19 protein-coding genes are annotated in these 19,640 nt (G+C 45.3%); 16 read left to right on the top strand and 3 right to left on the bottom strand.

Translation table 11 applies throughout. The features are described 5' to 3' along the window. The first annotated feature begins 85 nt into the window (after positions 1-85). The 6 genes from rapJ (at position 86) to znuB (ending at position 6,499) form a co-directional block, all read left to right on the top strand. Positions 86-1,207 (top strand): response regulator aspartate phosphatase RapJ, encoded by a 1,122-nt coding sequence (gene rapJ / locus M1D94_RS19645; protein WP_003234740.1) that lies wholly within the window; start codon positions 86-88, stop codon positions 1,205-1,207. A 108-nt stretch (positions 1,208-1,315) separates the two neighbouring features. Next, positions 1,316-2,092, top strand: a complete 777-nt coding sequence (locus M1D94_RS19640; RefSeq protein ID WP_003234739.1) for an SDR family oxidoreductase — start codon at positions 1,316-1,318, stop codon at positions 2,090-2,092. 24 nt (positions 2,093-2,116) lie between these two features. Further along, positions 2,117-3,802, top strand: a complete 1,686-nt coding sequence (locus M1D94_RS19635; protein ID WP_449237459.1) for a glycoside hydrolase family 13 protein — start codon at positions 2,117-2,119, stop codon at positions 3,800-3,802. Between the two features lie 187 nt (positions 3,803-3,989). After that, positions 3,990-4,949 carry a metal ABC transporter substrate-binding protein gene (locus M1D94_RS19630; protein WP_038828539.1) on the top strand — a complete coding sequence of 320 codons (960 nt, stop codon included), beginning with the start codon at positions 3,990-3,992 and terminating at the stop codon, positions 4,947-4,949. A 54-nt stretch (positions 4,950-5,003) separates the two neighbouring features. Further along, the gene (gene znuC, locus M1D94_RS19625) at positions 5,004-5,699 is read left to right on the top strand and encodes a zinc ABC transporter ATP-binding protein ZnuC (protein WP_014475714.1); all 696 of its coding nucleotides are present in this window, start codon (positions 5,004-5,006) and stop codon (positions 5,697-5,699) included. After that, entirely contained in the window at positions 5,657-6,499 is an 843-nt protein-coding gene (znuB, locus tag M1D94_RS19620) for a zinc ABC transporter permease ZnuB (RefSeq protein WP_003246340.1), read from the top strand. Before znuC ends, znuB begins: the two co-directional genes overlap by 43 nt. Positions 6,500-6,536: 37 nt before the next feature. Here the strand turns inward: znuB and M1D94_RS19615 are convergent, their stop codons facing one another. Beyond that, positions 6,537-7,532, bottom strand: coding sequence for an LLM class flavin-dependent oxidoreductase (locus M1D94_RS19615; protein ID WP_038828536.1), 996 nt, complete (start codon positions 7,530-7,532; stop codon positions 6,537-6,539). Positions 7,533-7,815: 283 nt separating this feature from the next. On the opposite strand from M1D94_RS19615, the gene M1D94_RS19610 reads away from it, so the two are divergent. The 7 genes from M1D94_RS19610 to niaP all read left to right on the top strand — a co-directional run bounded on the left by M1D94_RS19610 (position 7,816) and on the right by niaP (position 14,584). Further along, positions 7,816-8,415 (top strand): TerD family protein, encoded by a 600-nt coding sequence (locus tag M1D94_RS19610; protein WP_003234725.1) that lies wholly within the window; start codon positions 7,816-7,818, stop codon positions 8,413-8,415. A 21-nt stretch (positions 8,416-8,436) separates the two neighbouring features. Next, entirely contained in the window at positions 8,437-9,018 is a 582-nt protein-coding gene (locus M1D94_RS19605; protein ID WP_003234723.1) for a TerD family protein, read from the top strand. A gap of 34 nt (positions 9,019-9,052) precedes the next feature. Further along, entirely contained in the window at positions 9,053-9,631 is a 579-nt protein-coding gene (locus tag M1D94_RS19600; RefSeq protein ID WP_003241242.1) for a TerD family protein, read from the top strand. A gap of 51 nt (positions 9,632-9,682) precedes the next feature. Further along, positions 9,683-10,456, top strand: coding sequence for a TerC family protein (locus tag M1D94_RS19595; protein ID WP_003246458.1), 774 nt, complete (start codon positions 9,683-9,685; stop codon positions 10,454-10,456). 83 nt (positions 10,457-10,539) lie between these two features. Beyond that, positions 10,540-12,153 carry a YceG family protein gene (locus tag M1D94_RS19590; RefSeq protein ID WP_014478749.1) on the top strand — a complete coding sequence of 538 codons (1,614 nt, stop codon included), beginning with the start codon at positions 10,540-10,542 and terminating at the stop codon, positions 12,151-12,153. A gap of 15 nt (positions 12,154-12,168) precedes the next feature. Beyond that, positions 12,169-13,260 carry a toxic anion resistance protein gene (locus M1D94_RS19585; protein WP_003234715.1) on the top strand — a complete coding sequence of 364 codons (1,092 nt, stop codon included), beginning with the start codon at positions 12,169-12,171 and terminating at the stop codon, positions 13,258-13,260. 121 nt (positions 13,261-13,381) lie between these two features. Beyond that, the gene (niaP, locus tag M1D94_RS19580) at positions 13,382-14,584 is read left to right on the top strand and encodes a niacin permease NiaP (protein ID WP_015715206.1); all 1,203 of its coding nucleotides are present in this window, start codon (positions 13,382-13,384) and stop codon (positions 14,582-14,584) included. Positions 14,585-14,812: 228 nt separating this feature from the next. Here niaP and M1D94_RS19575 read toward each other — a convergent pair whose 3' ends face one another. Beyond that, entirely contained in the window at positions 14,813-15,985 is a 1,173-nt protein-coding gene (locus M1D94_RS19575; RefSeq protein WP_064672033.1) for an MFS transporter, read from the bottom strand. A 68-nt stretch (positions 15,986-16,053) separates the two neighbouring features. Continuing rightward, positions 16,054-16,356, bottom strand: a complete 303-nt coding sequence (locus M1D94_RS19570) for an ArsR/SmtB family transcription factor (RefSeq protein WP_010886398.1) — start codon at positions 16,354-16,356, stop codon at positions 16,054-16,056. A 289-nt stretch (positions 16,357-16,645) separates the two neighbouring features. On the opposite strand from M1D94_RS19570, the gene opuAA reads away from it, so the two are divergent. From opuAA to opuAC, 3 genes are read left to right on the top strand one after another with little or no spacing between them, the layout of a single operon-like run. Next, positions 16,646-17,902 carry a glycine/proline betaine ABC transporter ATP-binding protein OpuAA gene (opuAA, locus tag M1D94_RS19565; protein WP_003246301.1) on the top strand — a complete coding sequence of 419 codons (1,257 nt, stop codon included), beginning with the start codon at positions 16,646-16,648 and terminating at the stop codon, positions 17,900-17,902. A gap of 1 nt (position 17,903) precedes the next feature. Then, positions 17,904-18,752 carry a glycine/proline betaine ABC transporter permease subunit OpuAB gene (gene opuAB, locus M1D94_RS19560; RefSeq protein WP_003234703.1) on the top strand — a complete coding sequence of 283 codons (849 nt, stop codon included), beginning with the start codon at positions 17,904-17,906 and terminating at the stop codon, positions 18,750-18,752. After that, entirely contained in the window at positions 18,752-19,633 is an 882-nt protein-coding gene (opuAC, locus tag M1D94_RS19555) for a glycine/proline betaine ABC transporter substrate-binding protein OpuAC (protein ID WP_003246462.1), read from the top strand. The genes opuAB and opuAC overlap by 1 nt, the downstream gene beginning before the upstream one ends. Positions 19,634-19,640 lie beyond the last annotated feature (7 nt).

Below are 19,640 nucleotides of genomic sequence, written 5' to 3'. Positions count from 1 at the left end.
GCTTTTAAGTGATTGACTCTCTCTAAAAGCGAACAGCTATGATAAAATATAACATAAATAGTAGCAGGAGGAAGGAGGCAGACCGATGAGAGCAAAGATTCCATCAGAAGAAGTAGCAGTAAAGCTGAATGAATGGTACAAGCTCATTCGCGCATTTGAAGCAGATCAAGCAGAAGCGTTAAAGCAGGAGATTGAATACGATTTAGAAGATATGGAAGAGAACCAGGACTTGCTTTTATATTTTTCTTTGATGGAATTCCGGCATCGAATCATGCTTGATAAGCTGATGCCGGTGAAAGACAGCGACACCAAGCCTCCATTCTCTGATATGCTGAACGAAATTGAAAGCAATCAGCAAAAACTCACGGGCTTATTGGAATATTACTTTTATTATTTCAGAGGAATGTACGAATTCAAGCAGAAAAATTTCATATTAGCGATTGACCATTATAAACATGCCGAGGAAAAGCTCGAGTATGTCGAGGATGAGATCGAAAAAGCTGAGTTTCTTTTTAAAGTCGCAGAAGTGTATTATCACATCAAACAAACGTATTTTTCCATGAATTATGCGAGCCAGGCGCTTGATATCTATACGAAATATGAACTGTACGGTCGCCGCCGGGTTCAGTGTGAATTTATCATCGCCGGAAATTTGACCGATGTGTATCATCATGAAAAAGCACTGACCCACTTGTGCAGCGCTTTAGATCATGCCAGGCAGCTTGAAGAAGCGTACATGATCGCCGCTGCCTATTATAATGTCGGACACTGTAAGTACAGTCTGGGTGATTACAAAGAAGCGGAGGGCTATTTCAAAACAGCCGCCGCCATTTTTGAGGAGCACAACTTTCAGCAAGCTGTTCAAGCTGTATTTTCACTGACCCATATCTACTGTAAAGAGGGAAAATACGACAAAGCAGTAGAGGCGTATGACCGCGGGATAAAGAGCGCGGCTGAATGGGAGGATGACATGTACTTGACGAAATTCCGCCTCATTCATGAGCTGTATCTTGGAAACGGTGACCTGAACGTGCTTACAGAATGCTTTGACCTGCTGGAATCCAGGCAGCTTCTTGCAGACGCCGAAGATCTGCTGCATGATACAGCGGAACGTTTCAATCAGCTGGAACATTACGAGTCCGCCGCTTTCTTTTACCGCAGGCTGATGAATATTAAAAAGAAGCTTGCCGAGCAGCGTTTTCAATAGGAAATGGCAGAGAACTACAGGTTCTCTGCTTTTTTTTGTGCTGTTTTCAACTCGGAAAAACAGGGTATTTTCCACTGCATAGTGAGAAATCAGAGGAGGATATCAAGTATGTACAAAGATTTAACCGGAAAAACAGCGATTGTGACAGGGTCTTCAAAAGGAATCGGGAAAGCCATTGCGGAACGGTTCGGACAGGAGAAAATGAATGTTGTTGTAAACTACCACAGCGACCCGTCTGGAGCCGATGAAACCCTGGAAATCATTAAGCAGAACGGAGGGAAAGCCGTCGCAGTTGAGGCGGACGTGTCAAAAGAAGAGGGGATTCAGGCGCTCTTGGACACAGCTTTAGAGCATTTCGGCACGCTCGATGTGATGGTAAACAACTCTGGTTTTAACGGCGTTGAGGCGATGCCGCATGAGATGAGTCTTGAAGATTGGCAGAGAGTGATTGATGTCAATGTTACCGGAACCTTTCTGGGAGCGAAAGCAGCACTTAACCACATGATGAAAAACAATATCAAGGGCAATGTGCTGAATATCTCAAGTGTTCATCAGCAGATTCCGCGCCCTGTCAACGTTCAGTATTCCACATCCAAAGGCGGCATCAAGATGATGACGGAAACGCTGGCGCTCAATTATGCGGATAAGGGAATCCGCGTCAATGCGATAGCGCCCGGCACCATTGCCACAGAATCAAATGTTGATACGAAAAAGGAAGAGAGCAGGCAAAAACAATTGAAAAAAATCCCGATGAAAGCCTTCGGAAAGCCTGAAGAAGTGGCGGCAGCAGCAGCTTGGCTCGTATCTGAGGAAGCAAGCTATGTGACCGGCGCAACACTTTTCGTCGACGGCGGAATGACACTTTATCCGTCTCAGCTTGAATAGAACACAAAACAGGGGGATTGCGGGATGAAAACGGACTGGTGGAAGGATGCAGTGGTGTACCAAATTTACCCGAGAAGCTTTCAGGACAGCAATGGAGACGGAATTGGGGACTTGCGGGGGATTATTTCCCGTCTTGACTACATAAAGGAACTCGGGGCAGATGTGATTTGGATTTGCCCGATCTATCCTTCTCCGAATGTTGATTACGGCTATGATGTGACAAACCATAAGGCGATTATGGATTCTTACGGAACAATGGACGATTTTCACGAGCTGCTGGACCAGGTGCATCAGCGGGGATTAAAGCTGGTGATGGACTTTGTGTTAAATCACACCTCGGTCGAGCATCCGTGGTTTAAAGAAGCGGAGCTGGACAAAAACAGCAAATACCGCAGCTATTATTATTGGCGTCCCGGCACAAAGAACGGCCCGCCGACAGACTGGCTGTCAGACTATGGCTGCCCGGTCTGGCAATACGAGGAGCACACCGGAGAATACTATCTCCATATGAATGCCGTCAAACAAGCTGATTTAAACTGGGAAAATCCCGAAGTTCGCCAGGCGGTGTATGACATGATGAAATTTTGGCTCGATAAAGGGGTCGACGGTTTGCGAATTGATCAGCTCCATCTCATTTCTAAGAAAGAATATCTTCCTTCGTATGAGGACTATATCAATCAGCAGGCAGAGCCGAAGCCCTTTCAGCCAAATGGCGAACGAATCCATGACTATTTAAAAGAAATGACAGATGAAGTGTTTTCCCAATATGATGTCATGTCTGTCGGAGAGGTCGGCAGTGTCACACCGGAAGAAGGCCTGAAATATACGGGAACAGATAAGCATGAGCTGAATATGATTTTTCACTTTCAGCATATGGAGCTTGATCAGCAGCCCGGAAAAGAACATTGGGATTTGAAGCCCCTTGAGCTTTCTGATTTAAAATCGGTTTTGACAAAATGGCAAAAGCAGCTTGAGCATCAAGGCTGGAATACATTGTTTTGGTGCAACCATGACCAGCCCCGGATTGTGTCCAGATTCGGAGACGATGGGGAATACCGCAAAGCATCAGCGAAAATGCTGGCAGCCGTACTTTATTTTATGAAGGGCACGCCGTATATTTATCAGGGAGAAGAAATCGGGATGACAAACGCGCCGTTCACCCGGATTGAAGACTACAAAGATATCCAAACGATCAATATGTATCATAAACGGGTGTTTGAAAAAGGCTATGATCCAAATGATGTGATGAGATCGATCTTAGCCAAAAGCCGGGATCACGCCCGGACCCCGATGCAGTGGAACAGCGGCAAAAATGCCGGATTTACTGACGGCACGCCTTGGCTGAAGGTCAATCCGAACTTCACCGCAATCAATGTGGAGGAAGCGCAGGGAGATCCTGATTCTGTCTTAAACTATTACAAAAAGCTGATCAGCCTGAGAAAGCAGTACGCTGACCTCATGAAAGGGAGCTTTGATCTTTTGCTTCCGGACGATCCGCAGTTGTTTGTATACATGAGAGAAAACAGTAAACAGCAGCTTTTGTCGGTCAATAATTTTTCAAAAGAGCAGGCTGTTTTTCAGTGGCCTAAGAACTGCGGCAAAGCTCAGGCCTCACTGCTTCTCAGCAATTATAACAACGATGATCTTGCTGACGAAATGGTGTTCCGGCCTTATGAGAGCAGGGTCTATCTTCTGGACAAAACAAACTAATGATTGAAGTAGCCCGGCATTCTTAGCCGGGTTTTTTTAGTACATATATTCGCTCTGCAGGCGGGAAGAATAAATGAAAATGAAATTTATTCTTGCAAAACGTAATGACTTCGGTTTATTATGATATAGGATTACAAAATCGTTATCATTTTGATTTAAAGTTACTGAAAAAGAGGGGATATACGATATGTTTAAAAAATGGAGCGGTTTGTTTGTGATTGCAGCGTGCTTTTTATTAGTTGCAGCATGCGGCAACTCATCAACAAAAGGGTCGGCGGATTCAAAGGGTGATAAACTGCACGTTGTCACAACGTTCTATCCGATGTATGAATTCACAAAACAAATTGTAAAAGACAAAGGCGATGTGGATCTGTTAATCCCATCTTCCGTTGAACCGCATGATTGGGAACCGACGCCGAAAGACATTGCTAACATTCAGGATGCTGATTTGTTCGTTTATAATAGTGAATACATGGAGACATGGGTTCCGTCAGCTGAAAAAAGCATGGGCCAAGGCCATGCCGTTTTCGTTAATGCAAGCAAAGGCATTGATTTAATGGAAGGCTCTGAAGAAGAACACGAAGAGCATGATCATGGGGAGCATGAGCACAGTCATGCAATGGACCCTCACGTATGGCTCAGCCCTGTTCTGGCACAGAAGGAAGTTAAAAATATTACGGCGCAAATCGTGAAGCAGGACCCGGATAACAAAGAATACTATGAGAAAAATAGTAAAGAATATATTGCAAAACTGCAGGATCTTGATAAACTATATCGTACAACCGCAAAAAAAGCGGAGAAAAAAGAATTTATCACGCAGCATACAGCTTTTGGCTATCTGGCAAAAGAATACGGCTTGAAGCAGGTTCCGATTGCAGGGCTGTCACCTGACCAAGAACCGAGCGCAGCCAGCTTGGCAAAGCTGAAAACATATGCCAAAGAACATAATGTAAAAGTTATTTACTTTGAAGAAATTGCATCCTCAAAGGTCGCAGATACGCTCGCCAATGAAATCGGCGCGAAGACAGAAGTGCTGAATACACTGGAAGGCTTGAGCAAAGAAGAACAGGATAAAGGTTTAGGGTATATCGACATTATGAAACAAAACCTCGATGCCCTGAAAGATTCACTATTGGTTAAATCATAAGATAGTGTGCGCCGGAGGGTGCACACTATTTCTTTGTGAGAAAGGAAGATTAACATGAATCTCGTCTCATTGAAAGATATCGTTTTCGGCTATTCCCATACGCCTGTTTTAGATAAAGTATCACTTGATATTGAAAGCGGTGAGTTCGTCGGCATCACTGGACCAAACGGCGCCTCTAAATCGACGCTCATAAAGGTAATGCTCGGCATGCTGAAACCGTGGGAAGGCACAGTGACGATCAGTAAAAGGAATACAGAAGGGAAACGCCTGACCATAGGGTACGTCCCGCAGCAAATTTCTTCATTTAATGCCGGCTTTCCGAGCACGGTGCTGGAGCTTGTTCAGTCAGGCCGCTATACAAAAGGGAAATGGTTTAAACGTTTAAATGAAGAAGATCATCTTGAAGTAGAAAAAGCACTGAAAATGGTGGAAATGTGGGAGCTCCGCCATCGTAAAATCGGTGATTTATCAGGCGGACAGAAACAGAAAATCTGTATCGCCAGAATGCTCGCCAGCAACCCGGATCTGCTGATGCTGGACGAACCGACGACAGCTGTTGATTACGACAGCAGAAAAGGATTTTACGAATTTATGCATCACCTTGTGAAAAATCACAACCGCACAGTTGTGATGGTTACTCACGAACAAAACGAAGTACAGCAATTTTTAGATAAAGTGATTCGATTAGAGAGAGGAGAAAAAGGCGGATGGAAATGTTTGACTTGGAATTCATGCGACGAGCTTTTCTAGCAGGCGGCATGATCGCCGTCATGGCTCCGATACTAGGAGTGTATCTCGTTCTCAGAAGACAGGCCTTAATGGCTGACACACTTTCACATATCTCATTGTCAGGTGTTGCCATCGGCTTTTTTCTCAGCACCAATATAACCGCAGCAAGCATAGTCGTCGTGACCATCGGCGCGATCGGAATTGAATACATGCGGCGGGCGTATCGGACTTATTCAGAAGTGTCCATTGCCATCTTAATGGCAGCTGGTTTGTCCTTCGCGATGTTTTTAATCAGCCTTTCCAAAGGCACAGCCAATATGAGCATCGATCAATACCTATTTGGATCGCTTGTGACAGTAAACCAGCAGCAGGTCTATATTATCAGTATTATCACACTGCTGATCCTGCTTTATTTTATCGTACTGAGAAGGCCGCTCTATCTGCTGACGTTTGATGAAGCAACAGCCAAAACATCGGGAATCAATACAAACGTTCTCTCGTTGTCATTCAGTATTGTCACAGGCCTTGCGATTTCAGTCATTATTCCGATCATCGGGGTCCTTCTTGTATCGGCCCTGCTCGTATTGCCGGCAGCCTTCGCCATCAGAATTGCAAAAGGCTTTAACATGGTTTTCATTACAGCCATACTCATTTCATTATTCAGCGTATTTACGGGACTGACATCATCCTATCAGCTCGGGACGCCGCCAGGTCCGTCTATTACCCTTCTATTGATCGTTTTGCTATTAATCGGATTTGCAGTTCAGGGAGTTTGGACGTTTATCAAAAAAGAAGCTCAGCGCAAAAAAAGAAGCCGATAACATGAAAAGCAGTTTTCCCTAGGGAAAACTGCTTTTTTTATAGAAACAATCCGGCAAGGCGCTCATAAGATTCTTTTTTCGCCTCAAAATCAAACACATTGCACAGAACCATGATTTCATTTGTTTCGTAGCGGCCTGTGAGGTCTAACAGCTGTTGTTTGACAGTGGTTGGAGAACCGATCACCATCCGCTTTCTGTTTTCTTCTATGAGTTTTTTATCGGAAGCTGTATAGGGATGAGCTTTCGCTTCCTCGATGCTTGGCACGCGGCTGTCCAAGCCTTTTCCGACGCGAAGAAGCCACAAATCCTGGCTTAATGCGAGTTCTTCTGCCTCTTCATCTGTTTTTGCGCAAATGACAAAAATCGTAAACAGTGCGGATGGATTCGAAAAATGGGCTGAGGGCCGAAAGCTTTCCCGGTAGATGCGGAATGCATTTTCTCCTCGCTCGGGATTAATGAAATGCCCAAATACATATCCAATCCCCTGGTGCGCCGCGCGTCTTGCGCTGTTTTCACCAAGACCGAGCACCCATAGCTCGGGTGCCGTACCAATAAGGGGCGCCGCTTTGATTCCGGCATACGGATGGTCGGGAGGAAGGGAATCTGTTAGAAAATAAGAGACATCCTGCAGCTGTCTGTTAAATTCGGTTAAGCTTTTTTTCACCCCGTCCGTTAATGCAAGCCTGGTTTTTGTCGTGCCGCCGGGGGAACGACCGACGCCGAGGTCAATCCGGTTTGGATACAGGGCCTCAAGCTGGCGAAAGGTTTCAGCCACTTTAAATGGGCTGTATTGGGGCAGAAGCACGCCGCCTGATCCGACACGAATGGTGTTTGTCTGTGCTGCGATGCGGGCGATCATGATTTCAGGCGCTGTGCTTGCCAGTCCTTTCGTGCTGTGATGCTCGGCAAACCAATAACGCTTATAGCCCCACTCTTCGCTAAATCGAGCAAGCTCAACCGAATGCTGAAGAGTTGTCACAGGGCTCTCTCCTTTAGAAACAGGTGCCTGATCAAGTATGCTTAAATGAATCAAAAGGCCGCTTCCTTTCTGTCTGTTTTTAGATGGTGACACCAGAATAGGCAAAATGACTTGCCCGCGTCAAATGGTTTGTTTAAGAAGCGCACTTTATAGCATTTGCAAATCATATATCAAATATGGAAGTTTTTTTTCGAGGTTTTTCGTCAATTATTCTTAACTTTTACGAAACTTTGATATAATAACAAACGTATATATTAGTAATTTACGGCTTATTTTCCTTGTGAGCGTAAAAATAAATGTGACTATCTTCACATTTCGATGAGTAGGAGTGAATCGTGTGGCAATTTCTTTAGAAAAAGGTCAACGAATTGATTTAACAAAAGGAAAAGCCGGTCTGTCAAAATTGATGGTCGGTCTCGGCTGGGACCCAGTGTCCTCAGGCGGAGGATTCTTCAGCAAACTGCTTGGCGGAGGCGGTCCGAATATCGACTGTGACGCTTCAGTGCTGATGCTGGAAAACGGAAAATTCACCGATAAGAAAAACCTGATTTATTTCGGCAACCTGAAAAGCCGCTGCGGCGGTGTACAGCATACAGGCGACAACCTGACGGGTGACGGTGCGGGCGATGACGAGCAAATTATGATAGATTTAGATAAAGTGCCTGGAAACATCGATAAGCTTGTATTTGTAGTGAACATTTACGATTGTGTCAGAAGAAAACAAGATTTCGGCATGATTCAAAATGCGTTTATCCGCGTAGTTGATCAATCTAATCACGAGGAAATGCTCAAGTACAATTTGAGAGACAATTACGCCGGCAGAACAAGCCTGATTACAGCAGAAATCTACCGCAGCGGCAGTGAGTGGAAGTTTGCGGCGATCGGTGAAGGCACAAACGATACGAGATTAGAAGATATTATCAGCCGATACGTATAAAAGAAAAGGAGTGGATGAAACATGACAATTTCATTGGCAAAAGGACAAAAAGTAGATTTAACAAAAACAAATCCGGGTCTTTCAAAGGTTGTTGTCGGTTTAGGCTGGGATACGAACAAGTATGACGGCGGACACGACTTTGATCTTGACTCAAGTGTGTTTCTGTTAGACGCCGCAGGCAAATGCGCGTCACCAAACGACTTTATTTTCTACAACCAGCTTGAAGGCGGCAACGGTTCAGTCGTTCATTCAGGCGACAACCTGACTGGTGCTGGCGAAGGCGACGATGAGAATGTAAAAGTAAATCTCAGCGCTGTACCGGCAAACATTGATAAAATCTCATTTGTTATTACCATTCACGATGCAGAAGCGCGCAGCCAAAACTTTGGACAAGTATCAAACGCGTTTGTCCGCATCGTAAATGAAGAAACAAATGAAGAGCTCATCCGTTACGATCTTGCAGAAGATTTCTCTATTGAAACGGCAATCATTGCAGGGGAGCTTTACAGACATAACGGCGAGTGGAAATTCTCCGCAATCGGCTCAGGCTACCAAGGCGGCCTTGCCCGCATTGCAACAGACTACGGTTTGCAAGTCGGTTAAGACAAATACGAAGAGCAGAAAGGAGAGAGGCAGTATGGCCATTCAATTATCAAAAGGACAGCGCATTGATTTAACAAAAACAAATCCGGGACTGACAAAAGCGGTGATCGGCTTAGGCTGGGATACAAACAAGTACTCCGGCGGACACGATTTTGACCTGGATGCTTCGGCCTTTTTAGTTGATGCGCATGATAACTGCGTAAATGATCTCGATTTCGTCTTCTATAATAACCTTGAACATCCGAGCGGCGGTGTCATCCATACGGGTGACAACCGCACGGGTGAGGGCGACGGAGATGATGAGCAGATTATCGTTGATTTCTCAAAAATCCCGGCTCACATTGAGAAAATCGGCATCACAGTGACCATTCACGACGCTGAAGCACGCAGCCAAAACTTTGGACAAGTTTCCAATGCGTTTGTCCGCGTTGTGGATGAAGAAACGCAGAATGAGCTTCTTCGCTTCGATTTGGGAGAAGACTTCTCCATTGAAACAGCTGTTGTCGTTTGTGAGCTTTACAGACACGGCGGCGAGTGGAAATTCAATGCGATCGGCAGCGGATTTTCCGGCGGGCTGGCTGCATTGTGCCGGAATTACGGTTTGCAAGTGTAAGCGAGTGACAAATAGAGAAGTCACCGTTTCAAATTAATAGGAGGAAAAAACTTGGACTTTTTACATCATATTTTGTCTACGTATGCTTCATTTTTCGATTGGAAAATGTGGGGGGAAGTTCTGACTGATCCTGTTTCTTGGGGTTTGATCGGTTCCCTTGTTGTTCTGGAAGGCCTTTTATCGGCCGATAACGCGCTAGTTCTTGCGGTCATGGTTAAACACCTGCCGGAAAAACAGCGGAAAAAAGCGTTAACGTATGGTTTGTTTGGAGCTTATATTTTCAGGTTTATTTTCATCGGGCTCGGTATGCTTCTCATTAAATTCTGGTGGATCAAGGTGCTTGGCGCGCTTTACCTGGCTTGGCTCGTCATTAAGCACTTCTGGATAGGCGAAAAAGAAGAGGAAGCGGACGGCATGAAGAAAAACTCTTGGATGGTCCGCACGTTCGGGATCTTCTGGGCGACTGTCATTTCAGTAGAATTAATGGATCTTGCCTTCTCTGTGGACAGCATCCTAGCCGCGTTTGCAGTATCTGAAAAAGTATGGGTGCTTCTGATCGGCGGTATGCTTGGTATTTTAATGATGCGTACAGTGGCAAAAGTGTTCCTTGTGCTGATTGATAAAATTCCTGAGCTGGAAAACACAGCATTCGTGTTAATCGGCATTATCGCGCTGAAAATGGCGGGGAGCGCTTTCCATTACGAAATGCCGCACTCTGTATTCTTCATTATCATTATCGCTGCATTTGCGGTAACATTGATCATTCACTACATCAATAAACAAAAGCAGGTGCGCGAACAAACAGCCGCTTCAAAAGAAGAATAAAACAAAACAAGGAGGGAGGTTCAATGTCCTTCCTTTTTTGTTACCGAAATATCGTTCAATGACAAACCGGAAAGGAGGATATGATGAGACAAGAAGAACTAACCATTCATAAAGCACTTCCGGCTGATGGCGATTGGAAAAGCCTGCTGTTTCAGCCATTGCCGGAGCGGGATCACTATGAAACTGCACAAGGCCTTTCTTTTTCCCGTCTTGCCGGACAGATATTGGGCACGCCTATTGATGAGACGGACTACTATAACGAGCTGTATGAGCTGTCTGTAAACGACCGCATAACGATTTTGAGTGAAACGCTTGATAAAACAATCGAACCGGAAACATTTCAAAAGCTTCAGCATATTCATTCCATCAATCAGAAAGAAAAAGGGCTGTCAGTCAGCCGCTTTGTTGCCTTTCTGGACGGGGAAAAGCTGATTGCGAAGCACTCAAATCCCCTGATGCACCGCCATTTAAGAAAAGCGCTGATGACGCTTTTACATACCTTTGCGGACAGTCATGAAAAGGGGCTGAATCATCCTGATTTTCGCAGAGTGCTGCTTGATGTCTCGAAGTTTTCCTTAAACCATCTGAATCCTTGGCTGGAAAAAACCGATATAGAGCGGGAGATGCCGAAGATTGTTTGGTATGGAGATGCGACGAAAAGCCAGCTCTATTTCTTATATTATCTGATGCTGGTCGGCTGTGATGTACTACTGTTCCATCCGGCGGGAATCGATCAGCTGGCGCTTGTCGACCCGAAGCAGGAGCTCGGTTTTACGGAAAAGCTCCCGGATGTTTCTGAGCTTCAGCCGTTTCCGAAAGAAAAACCAGACCGGAAATCAACAGTGGCTTACCGCTCAACAAAGGAAATTGAACATGTGCTGAATCACGAGGAATCCATGCTGTATAAGCCGTGGCAGTTCAGAGATCACACACCGGTGTCCGTTACGCTGAAAACGACCTATGATGAATTGTTTTTAATCACGAAAGAACGCGCCTTTATTCGGCCGAATTTCAAAGCTGATAAACATTCCATTGAGATTCCGAATGTATTCGCCAAAATTATGGGCGTGTCGAAAGACAATAAGGAATATTGGAACAGGCTTCATACTCTAGCGGATTATCAGGAAACCGAAATGGTCAGAAGCTTTCCATTTACAGAAGAAATAAAGTCGAACTATCAATTTCACTACAGCCACGCACTTGATCAAGAAGGGAACATTGATCCGGACAAGCTGATGGCAAGCAATGTGTGGCAGTACAAACAGCTGCCGGCGGGCGTTCAGACTGCCATTGCCAAAACGATTTCGAGAATGTGCAGGCACCCGCGGCTTAAAGCTTTGCATCAGGAACAAGTCAAGGATGTTCAAATCTATTTGTTTAAACAAACAACAAACCTGCCTGCTAATCTGCTGAAATTGATTCAAATGTTCGACTATGCGCAAACCGTTCCGAAACTCGTTTTATATCATACGGAAATGAGCGGCGGACTCGCGCGTTCGGATGCTGCTGCCCTGCTGTTCCTGAATGAAATCGGAATCGATATCATCATTTATAATCCGCCCGGACACCAGGATATTGAGCAGTTTATTGAAGAGGACCAGTATGATATCCACTGGCTGGATGACATGGTGTTTCAGCAGGACTACAAAGAGCCTTCGCTTGTGAAAAGGCTCTTCAGAACCATTACCCAAAAATAAGGAGAGAAGAAAAGCATGACAACAGAAAATCAAAATCCGCTTGTTCTCGATAAAAATGAAGAGATTTCCCAGCAAAAAGCTGACGATATCCGTCTTCAGCTCCGTCAGGAACCAGAAGTGAAGCGGCTTGCTCAACAAATTGACGTCAAAAACCAAATGGAGCTGCTTGAGTACGGCAAGGAGCCGGCCGTTGAAATATCCAAGTTCTCTGACCGCATCTTAGGGATGATGAAAACAACAAGCGTGACAGACTCCGGCACAATGCTGACTCAGCTTGGGAAAATCATGGACCGCTTCGACAAAAATGATTTCGATGAGCCAAAGGGATTAATGGCGAAAATTTTCAAACGCGGCGGCAGCATGATTGAAAAAATCTTTAAAAAGTATCAGACACTTGGCGGAGAGATTGAAAAAATCCACGTTGAGATTTCAAAATACAAAGATGAGATGACGAAGACGAACTACACGCTCGATGAAATGTATGAAAACAATATCAAATACTATATGGAGCTTGAAAAATACGTCGTTGCCGGACAGATGAAACTGGAAGAGATGCAGTCGATCCTTCCTTCATATGAGGAAAAAGCGGCAAGCGGGAACCAGCTGGCGCAAATGCAGCTCGATACGTTGCGCAACGGCATTCAGGCGCTTGAGGAACGGGTGTATGATCTGGACATGGCACGGATGGTGGCGCTTCAAACCGCACCTCAAATCCGTCTCCTGCAGCGAGGAAATGCAAAGCTGATCGGGAAAATCAACTCCGCGTTTATCATTACCATTCCGATTTTCAAAAACGGCATTATTCAGGCTGTTACGGTAAAGCGGCAAAAGCTTGTGGCTGATTCCATGAGCGAGCTTGACCGCCGGACAAACGAGATGCTGAAACGAAATGCTGAAAACATCTCAAGCCAAAGTGTTGAAATTGCCAGAATGGCCGGCAGACCGAGCATAGATATTGAAACGATCGAATCGTCTTGGAACACGATTGTCAGCGGCATGCAGGAAACAAAACAAATCGAGGAAGAAAACAAACGCCTCCGCGAAGACGGCGCGAGACGAATTGCACAGCTTCAGGATAATATTAAAAAAGCAGCATTGCAGCAATAATAAAAACCCCGCTTGTGGAACATAAGCGGGGTTTTTCAATTATATCATTTAGTTAATGACAACGTGTAAAGACAGGTGTAAACTTAAACGGTAATCATTTTGCATATCAGAGGTGTTGGCAATGGGAAAACAACAGCCTATATCCCAGCGTAAACTGCTGGGCGTCGCCGGTTTGGGGTGGCTGTTTGATGCAATGGATGTCGGAATATTATCGTTTATTATCGCCGCGCTCCATGTAGAGTGGAATCTGTCGCCCGAAGAAATGAAATGGATCGGAAGCGTCAATTCCATCGGCATGGCTGCGGGTGCGTTTTTGTTTGGTTTGCTTGCTGATCGAATCGGCCGCAAAAAAGTGTTCATCATCACCCTTTTATGCTTTTCCATCGGAAGCGGCATTTCCGCTTTTGTGACGAGCTTATCGGCATTTCTAATCCTTCGTTTCGTGATTGGTATGGGACTTGGCGGCGAGCTTCCAGTCGCTTCAACACTCGTTTCGGAAGCGGTTGTGCCTGAAAAGCGGGGCAGAGTGATTGTGCTTTTGGAAAGCTTTTGGGCCGTTGGCTGGCTCGCAGCGGCCTTGATTTCTTACTTTGTGATACCAAGCTTCGGCTGGCAGGCTGCCCTTCTGTTAACTGCGCTGACTGCTTTTTATGCGCTGTACCTGCGGACGAGTCTGCCTGATTCGCCGAAATATGAATCGCTTTCTGCCAAAAAGAGGTCGGTGTGGGAGAATGTAAAAAGCGTCTGGGCAAGACAGTATATACGGCCGACGGTGATGCTGTCGATCGTTTGGTTCTGTGTGGTGTTTTCTTATTACGGCATGTTCCTATGGCTCCCGAGTGTCATGCTGCTGAAAGGCTTCAGCATGATTCAAAGCTTTGAATATGTCCTGCTGATGACGCTTGCTCAGCTACCTGGCTATTTCTCTGCCGCATGGCTGATTGAAAAAGCGGGCCGGAAGTGGATACTCGTCGTTTACTTGATTGGCACAGCAGGAAGCGCCTATTTCTTCGGAACGGCGGATTCCTTAAGTCTTCTGCTTACGGCTGGAATGCTGTTATCGTTTTTCAATCTCGGTGCATGGGGCGTGTTGTATGCTTATACCCCGGAGCAATACCCGACTGCGATTCGAGCAACAGGTTCAGGAACGACAGCAGCGTTTGGAAGAATCGGCGGCATCTTCGGGCCTTTGCTCGTCGGAACGCTCGCAGCCCGTCATATTTCGTTTTCGGTCATCTTTTCAATCTTTTGCATTGCAATCTTACTCGCGGTTGCTTGTATTTTGATTATGGGGAAAGAAACGAAACAAACTGAGCTAGAATAGGAAAAGCACCTCTTTTAAGAGGTGCTTTCAGCGTGTCGACAAACCCTCGCATTCGTTGTCAGGACTGCGCTTCGGTGCTCAATGCGAAGTGGATCAACGGCTAAATTCTCAGGCGTCCTGCCTAAACGCCGTCGTCATCACATCCTGTGAATGTCCGCTCCTATGCTCGTCCTTCCTAGACTTCAAGGGTTTTCAATCTGAGGCACCTCTTGAATGAGGTGCTTTTTTTTACATTTGCGCCCGGGCTGCGGATTGGCGTTTCCCGGTTTTACTAATTGTCTGGTAGAGCGTCATAGAAAGTATGAACAGAATGGCAGTAAATCCTGTGACAGCTCCGAAATGCTGTGTGCTTTGATATAAAAAACCTGCAATACTTGTACCGACAGTGGTTCCGGCATACATAGCGGCATTGGAAAGGGAAGCGATGGTTCCTCGCGCATTTACTGCAATGGATTGAAAGACACCCATCATTAACGGAAAGATGATGCCAGCTGTAAAAAACGTGAGAAAAAAGCTGGCTTCTACTAAAAACAAGTTTGGAAAGAACGGAAGAGCGAAATAGAGAGCGCCCATTAGCAGCATCCCGCTGATCAGTGTTTTAAACATGCCCAGCTTTTCTGAAACCCGGCTGCCGATAAGGCTCCCGAGCATATTTCCCAGTCCGAGTACAAGCATAGCTGCGCCAATTTGTGACACGGTTAAATGATAATCCGCGGAAAGCCAAGCACCCAGAAAGCTGAACGAAGCGAAGTTTCCGGTTTGAAACAGAAAATAGGCAAGCAGAATGACCGATGTTTTCGGCAATGAAAAAAGCTCCCGATAGGGGTTGACAATTGATGGTCGCGCCAATGGTTCAGAAGGCCGGATATCAGGCATGACCGCCGCCAGGATCAATAGTAGAATAAGCGAGCATGTTGACAAAACGAAAAATGGCGTATGCCATGTAAAGGAAGCGAGAAACCCTCCAATAGGAAGTCCGAGCATTTGTGAAGCGGCCAAACCTGCTGTCGCAATCCCCATGCCTTTTATGATCTGAGAAGGCCGGACAATGACTGGGATGGACGCCCAAATTTGAGGCGTCACAAACGCAGCGCTAACGCCTGCGGCAAAACGGAACAGGCACATGGCGGCAAAAGAGGGAGCGATGCCGCATAAAAACGTGGATACGATAAAGCCTGCAAGTCCCCACAGCATGACTGTTTTCCTGTTCAGCCGGTCTGAGATTGGGCCTGCAATGAAAGCGAAGAGCGCATAACCGAGTGCATAAGCACTGACCATCCAGCCTGACAAATCAGTAGAGACATGAAACTGATTCTGTAAAAGGGGGAGAAGCGGCGAAAGCAAAAAGGTATCCGTGCCAATGACAAACATGACACTGAAGAAAAGCCAAATGCGATTCAAATTTTATCACTCCTATTGTTTTATAACTTTGAAACTATGAAACAGATATGTATAGAGAAAACCCTTTGTTAGAGGGTTTCCAAAAAGCCAGGCAGGTATGTTTGAAATGTGTCTTCACGCAGACTGACGTATTTTGTCCGCGAATCTTTCCGGGTTGCCGTCAATCCCGCTTCACGCAGCGTTTTAAAATGATAAGATGCCGTGGTTTTGACAATATTGCACTTTTCACCTACTTCACCGCAGCTGAGTTCTTTTCCGCTGACATAAAGCGTACGAATAATGGCAAGCCTTGATTCATCAGACAGTGCTTTAAAAATTTGCGCTCTGATTTGATCATCTGATTGTTTCATAGTCATGAAACTATAATACATAATGGGTGTTGGAAAAGCAACTTATTTTTCCAGTAAAGGAGCAGGAAGTCATAAGAGGAAGGAGGAATTCAATTCCAATAAAAGCGTTTTCAACTAAAGATAGGAGAAAAATCACCCGTAAAATACAATCATATAGGAGGATTACAGAGCATTTAGAAGCATAAATAAGATCATGTGGTCACATGGATGTTTATAAAGAAATGGTACAGAATAAAAGAGAATATGCTGTTTGTGTGGGAAGTTACATAAATGTTACGGTAATAAAGATTGCTTAATATGGAGGGAAAATATGAGTGTAGATGAGAAACCAATTAAGATAAAAGTCGAGAAAGTCTCTAAGATTTTTGGGAAACAAACAAAGAAGGCAGTTCAAATGCTTGCCAACGGAAAGACAAAAAAAGAGATCCTGAAAGCAACCGGATCAACCGTTGGTGTTAATCAGGCAGATTTTGAAGTATATGATGGTGAGATATTTGTCATCATGGGTCTATCAGGGAGCGGTAAATCAACTTTAGTACGGATGTTAAACCGGCTTATTGAACCGACTGCCGGAAATATTTACATTGATGGTGACATGATAACAAATATGTCTAAAGACCAGCTCCGGGAAGTCCGCCGGAAGAAAATCAGCATGGTCTTCCAAAAGTTCGCTCTGTTCCCGCACAGAACGATACTTGAAAACACAGAATACGGACTGGAGCTTCAAGGTGTAGACAAACAAGAGCGGCAGCAAAAAGCGCTTGAGTCTCTTAAGCTCGTTGGACTGGAAGGATTTGAACACCAATATCCAGACCAGCTTTCCGGCGGGATGCAGCAGCGTGTCGGCCTTGCCCGCGCGTTGACAAATGATCCGGACATCCTTCTGATGGACGAAGCGTTCAGTGCGCTCGATCCACTGATTCGTAAAGATATGCAGGATGAGCTTCTTGATCTTCACGATAATGTCGGAAAAACAATTATCTTTATTACGCATGACTTGGACGAAGCGTTGCGGATCGGCGACAGAATTGTCCTAATGAAGGACGGCAACATCGTTCAAATCGGCACGCCTGAAGAAATCCTGATGAATCCATCTAACGAATATGTTGAGAAATTCGTCGAAGATGTTGATTTGTCTAAAGTCCTCACAGCAGGCCACATTATGAAACGCGCTGAAACAGTGCGGATTGATAAAGGGCCTCGCGTAGCATTGACACTGATGAAAAACCTTGGAATTTCTTCAATTTATGCAGTGGATAAACAAAAGAAATTATTAGGTGTTATCTATGCGTCTGATGCGAAAAAAGCGGCTGAGTCTGATTTGTCACTTCAAGACATCTTGAATACAGAATTTACGACTGTACCAGAGAATACGTATCTGACTGAGATTTTTGACGTTGTGTCCGATGCGAATATTCCAATTGCGGTTGTGGATGAGAAGCAAAGAATGAAAGGAATTGTCGTAAGAGGCGCGCTGATTGGCGCACTTGCCGGCAATAACGAGTATATCAATGCTGAAGGCACTAACGAACAAACACAAGATCCTTCTGCACAGGAGGTGAAATAAGATGGATAGACTGCCTAGAATACCTTTAGCAGATATTATTGACCGTTTTGTTGACTGGATTACGATGACGTTTGGCGGATTCTTCGACGGAATCGCTAACGGATTGGCCGCTTTTGTAAATGGAATTGTCACCGGTCTTGGATTTATTCCATCTATTTTGTTAACGATTATTTTCGCCGCACTTGCGTGGTGGATCAGTACAAGGGGAATTGCGTTATTTACGTTGATTGGATTCCTCCTGATCGATTATTTAGGATATTGGGACCCAATGCTGCAAACATTGGCGCTTGTTTTGACATCTGTGATTATTTCGATTGTGGTCGGGGTTCCGATCGGAATTTGGGCGTCTCAGAAAGAAACGGTTCGCCGTATTGTAACGCCAATTCTTGATTTAATGCAGACAATGCCTGCTTTCGTATATCTATTGCCGGCGATTTTCTTCTTTAACATCGGTGTTGTGCCGGGTGTTGTTGCATCTGTTATCTTCGCGATGCCGCCGACAATCCGCATGACTGTTCTCGGTATTAAACAAGTGCCGGCGGATTTGATTGAAGCGACTGAGGCATTCGGTTCTACAACAGCTCAGCGTTTATTTAAAGTTCAGCTTCCGCTTGCGACAAAAACGATTTTGGCCGGAATTAACCAGAGCATCATGCTTGCGTTATCAATGGTTGTTATCGCCGCAATGGTCGGTGCACCGGGACTTGGTTCTGAAGTATACAGTGCCGTTACACAGCTGAAAACCGGGGTCGGAGTAGAGGCCGGTATCGCCATCGTTATCGTTGCCATTACCCTGGACCGTATTACTCAAAATATTAAAGTGAAGAAGAAAAGCAGGGGGAATGCCTGATGCTTAAAAAAATCATCGGCATCGGCGTTTCCGCCATGCTGGCGCTCTCACTTGCGGCTTGCGGTTCAGAAAACGATGAAAATGCATCCGCAGCAGAACAAGTGAATAAGACCATCATCGGGATTGACCCCGGTTCAGGGATTATGTCCCTGACTGACAAAGCGATGAAGGATTATGACCTGAATGACTGGACATTGATTTCAGCGTCAAGTGCTGCGATGACCGCTACGCTTAAAAAGTCATACGACCGTAAGAAACCGATTATCATTACAGGATGGACACCGCACTGGATGTTCTCCAGATATAAGCTGAAATATCTCGATGATCCGAAACAATCTTATGGCAGCGCAGAGGAAATCCATACGATCACACGCAAAGGCTTCAGCAAAGAGCAGCCGAATGCCGCAAAGCTTCTGAGCCAGTTTAAATGGACGCAGGACGAAATGGGCGAAATCATGATTAAGGTGGAAGAAGGCGAGAAACCTGCCAAAGTTGCTGCTGAGTACGTCAATAAACACAAGGATCAGATTGCCGAATGGACAAAAGGCGTTCAAAAGGTGAAGGGAGACAAAATCAACCTCGCCTATGTGGCGTGGGACAGTGAGATTGCAAGTACAAACGTCATAGGCAAAGTCTTAGAAGACTTGGGCTATGAGGTAACACTTACTCAGGTAGAGGCTGGGCCGATGTGGACTGCAATTGCGACGGGAAGTGCGGATGCATCCCTTTCCGCATGGCTGCCGAATACCCATAAAGCATACGCCGCTAAATATAAAGGCAAATATGATGATATTGGCACCAGTATGACTGGTGTGAAGATGGGGCTTGTTGTTCCTCAATATATGAAAAATGTCAACTCAATTGAAGATTTGAAGAAGTAATCAAAAA

It is taken from the genome of Bacillus sp. JZ109 (genome assembly GCF_053903135.1).
The sequence above is the reverse complement of the archived record's forward strand: the minus strand, read 5'-3'. Positions and strand labels throughout refer to the sequence as shown.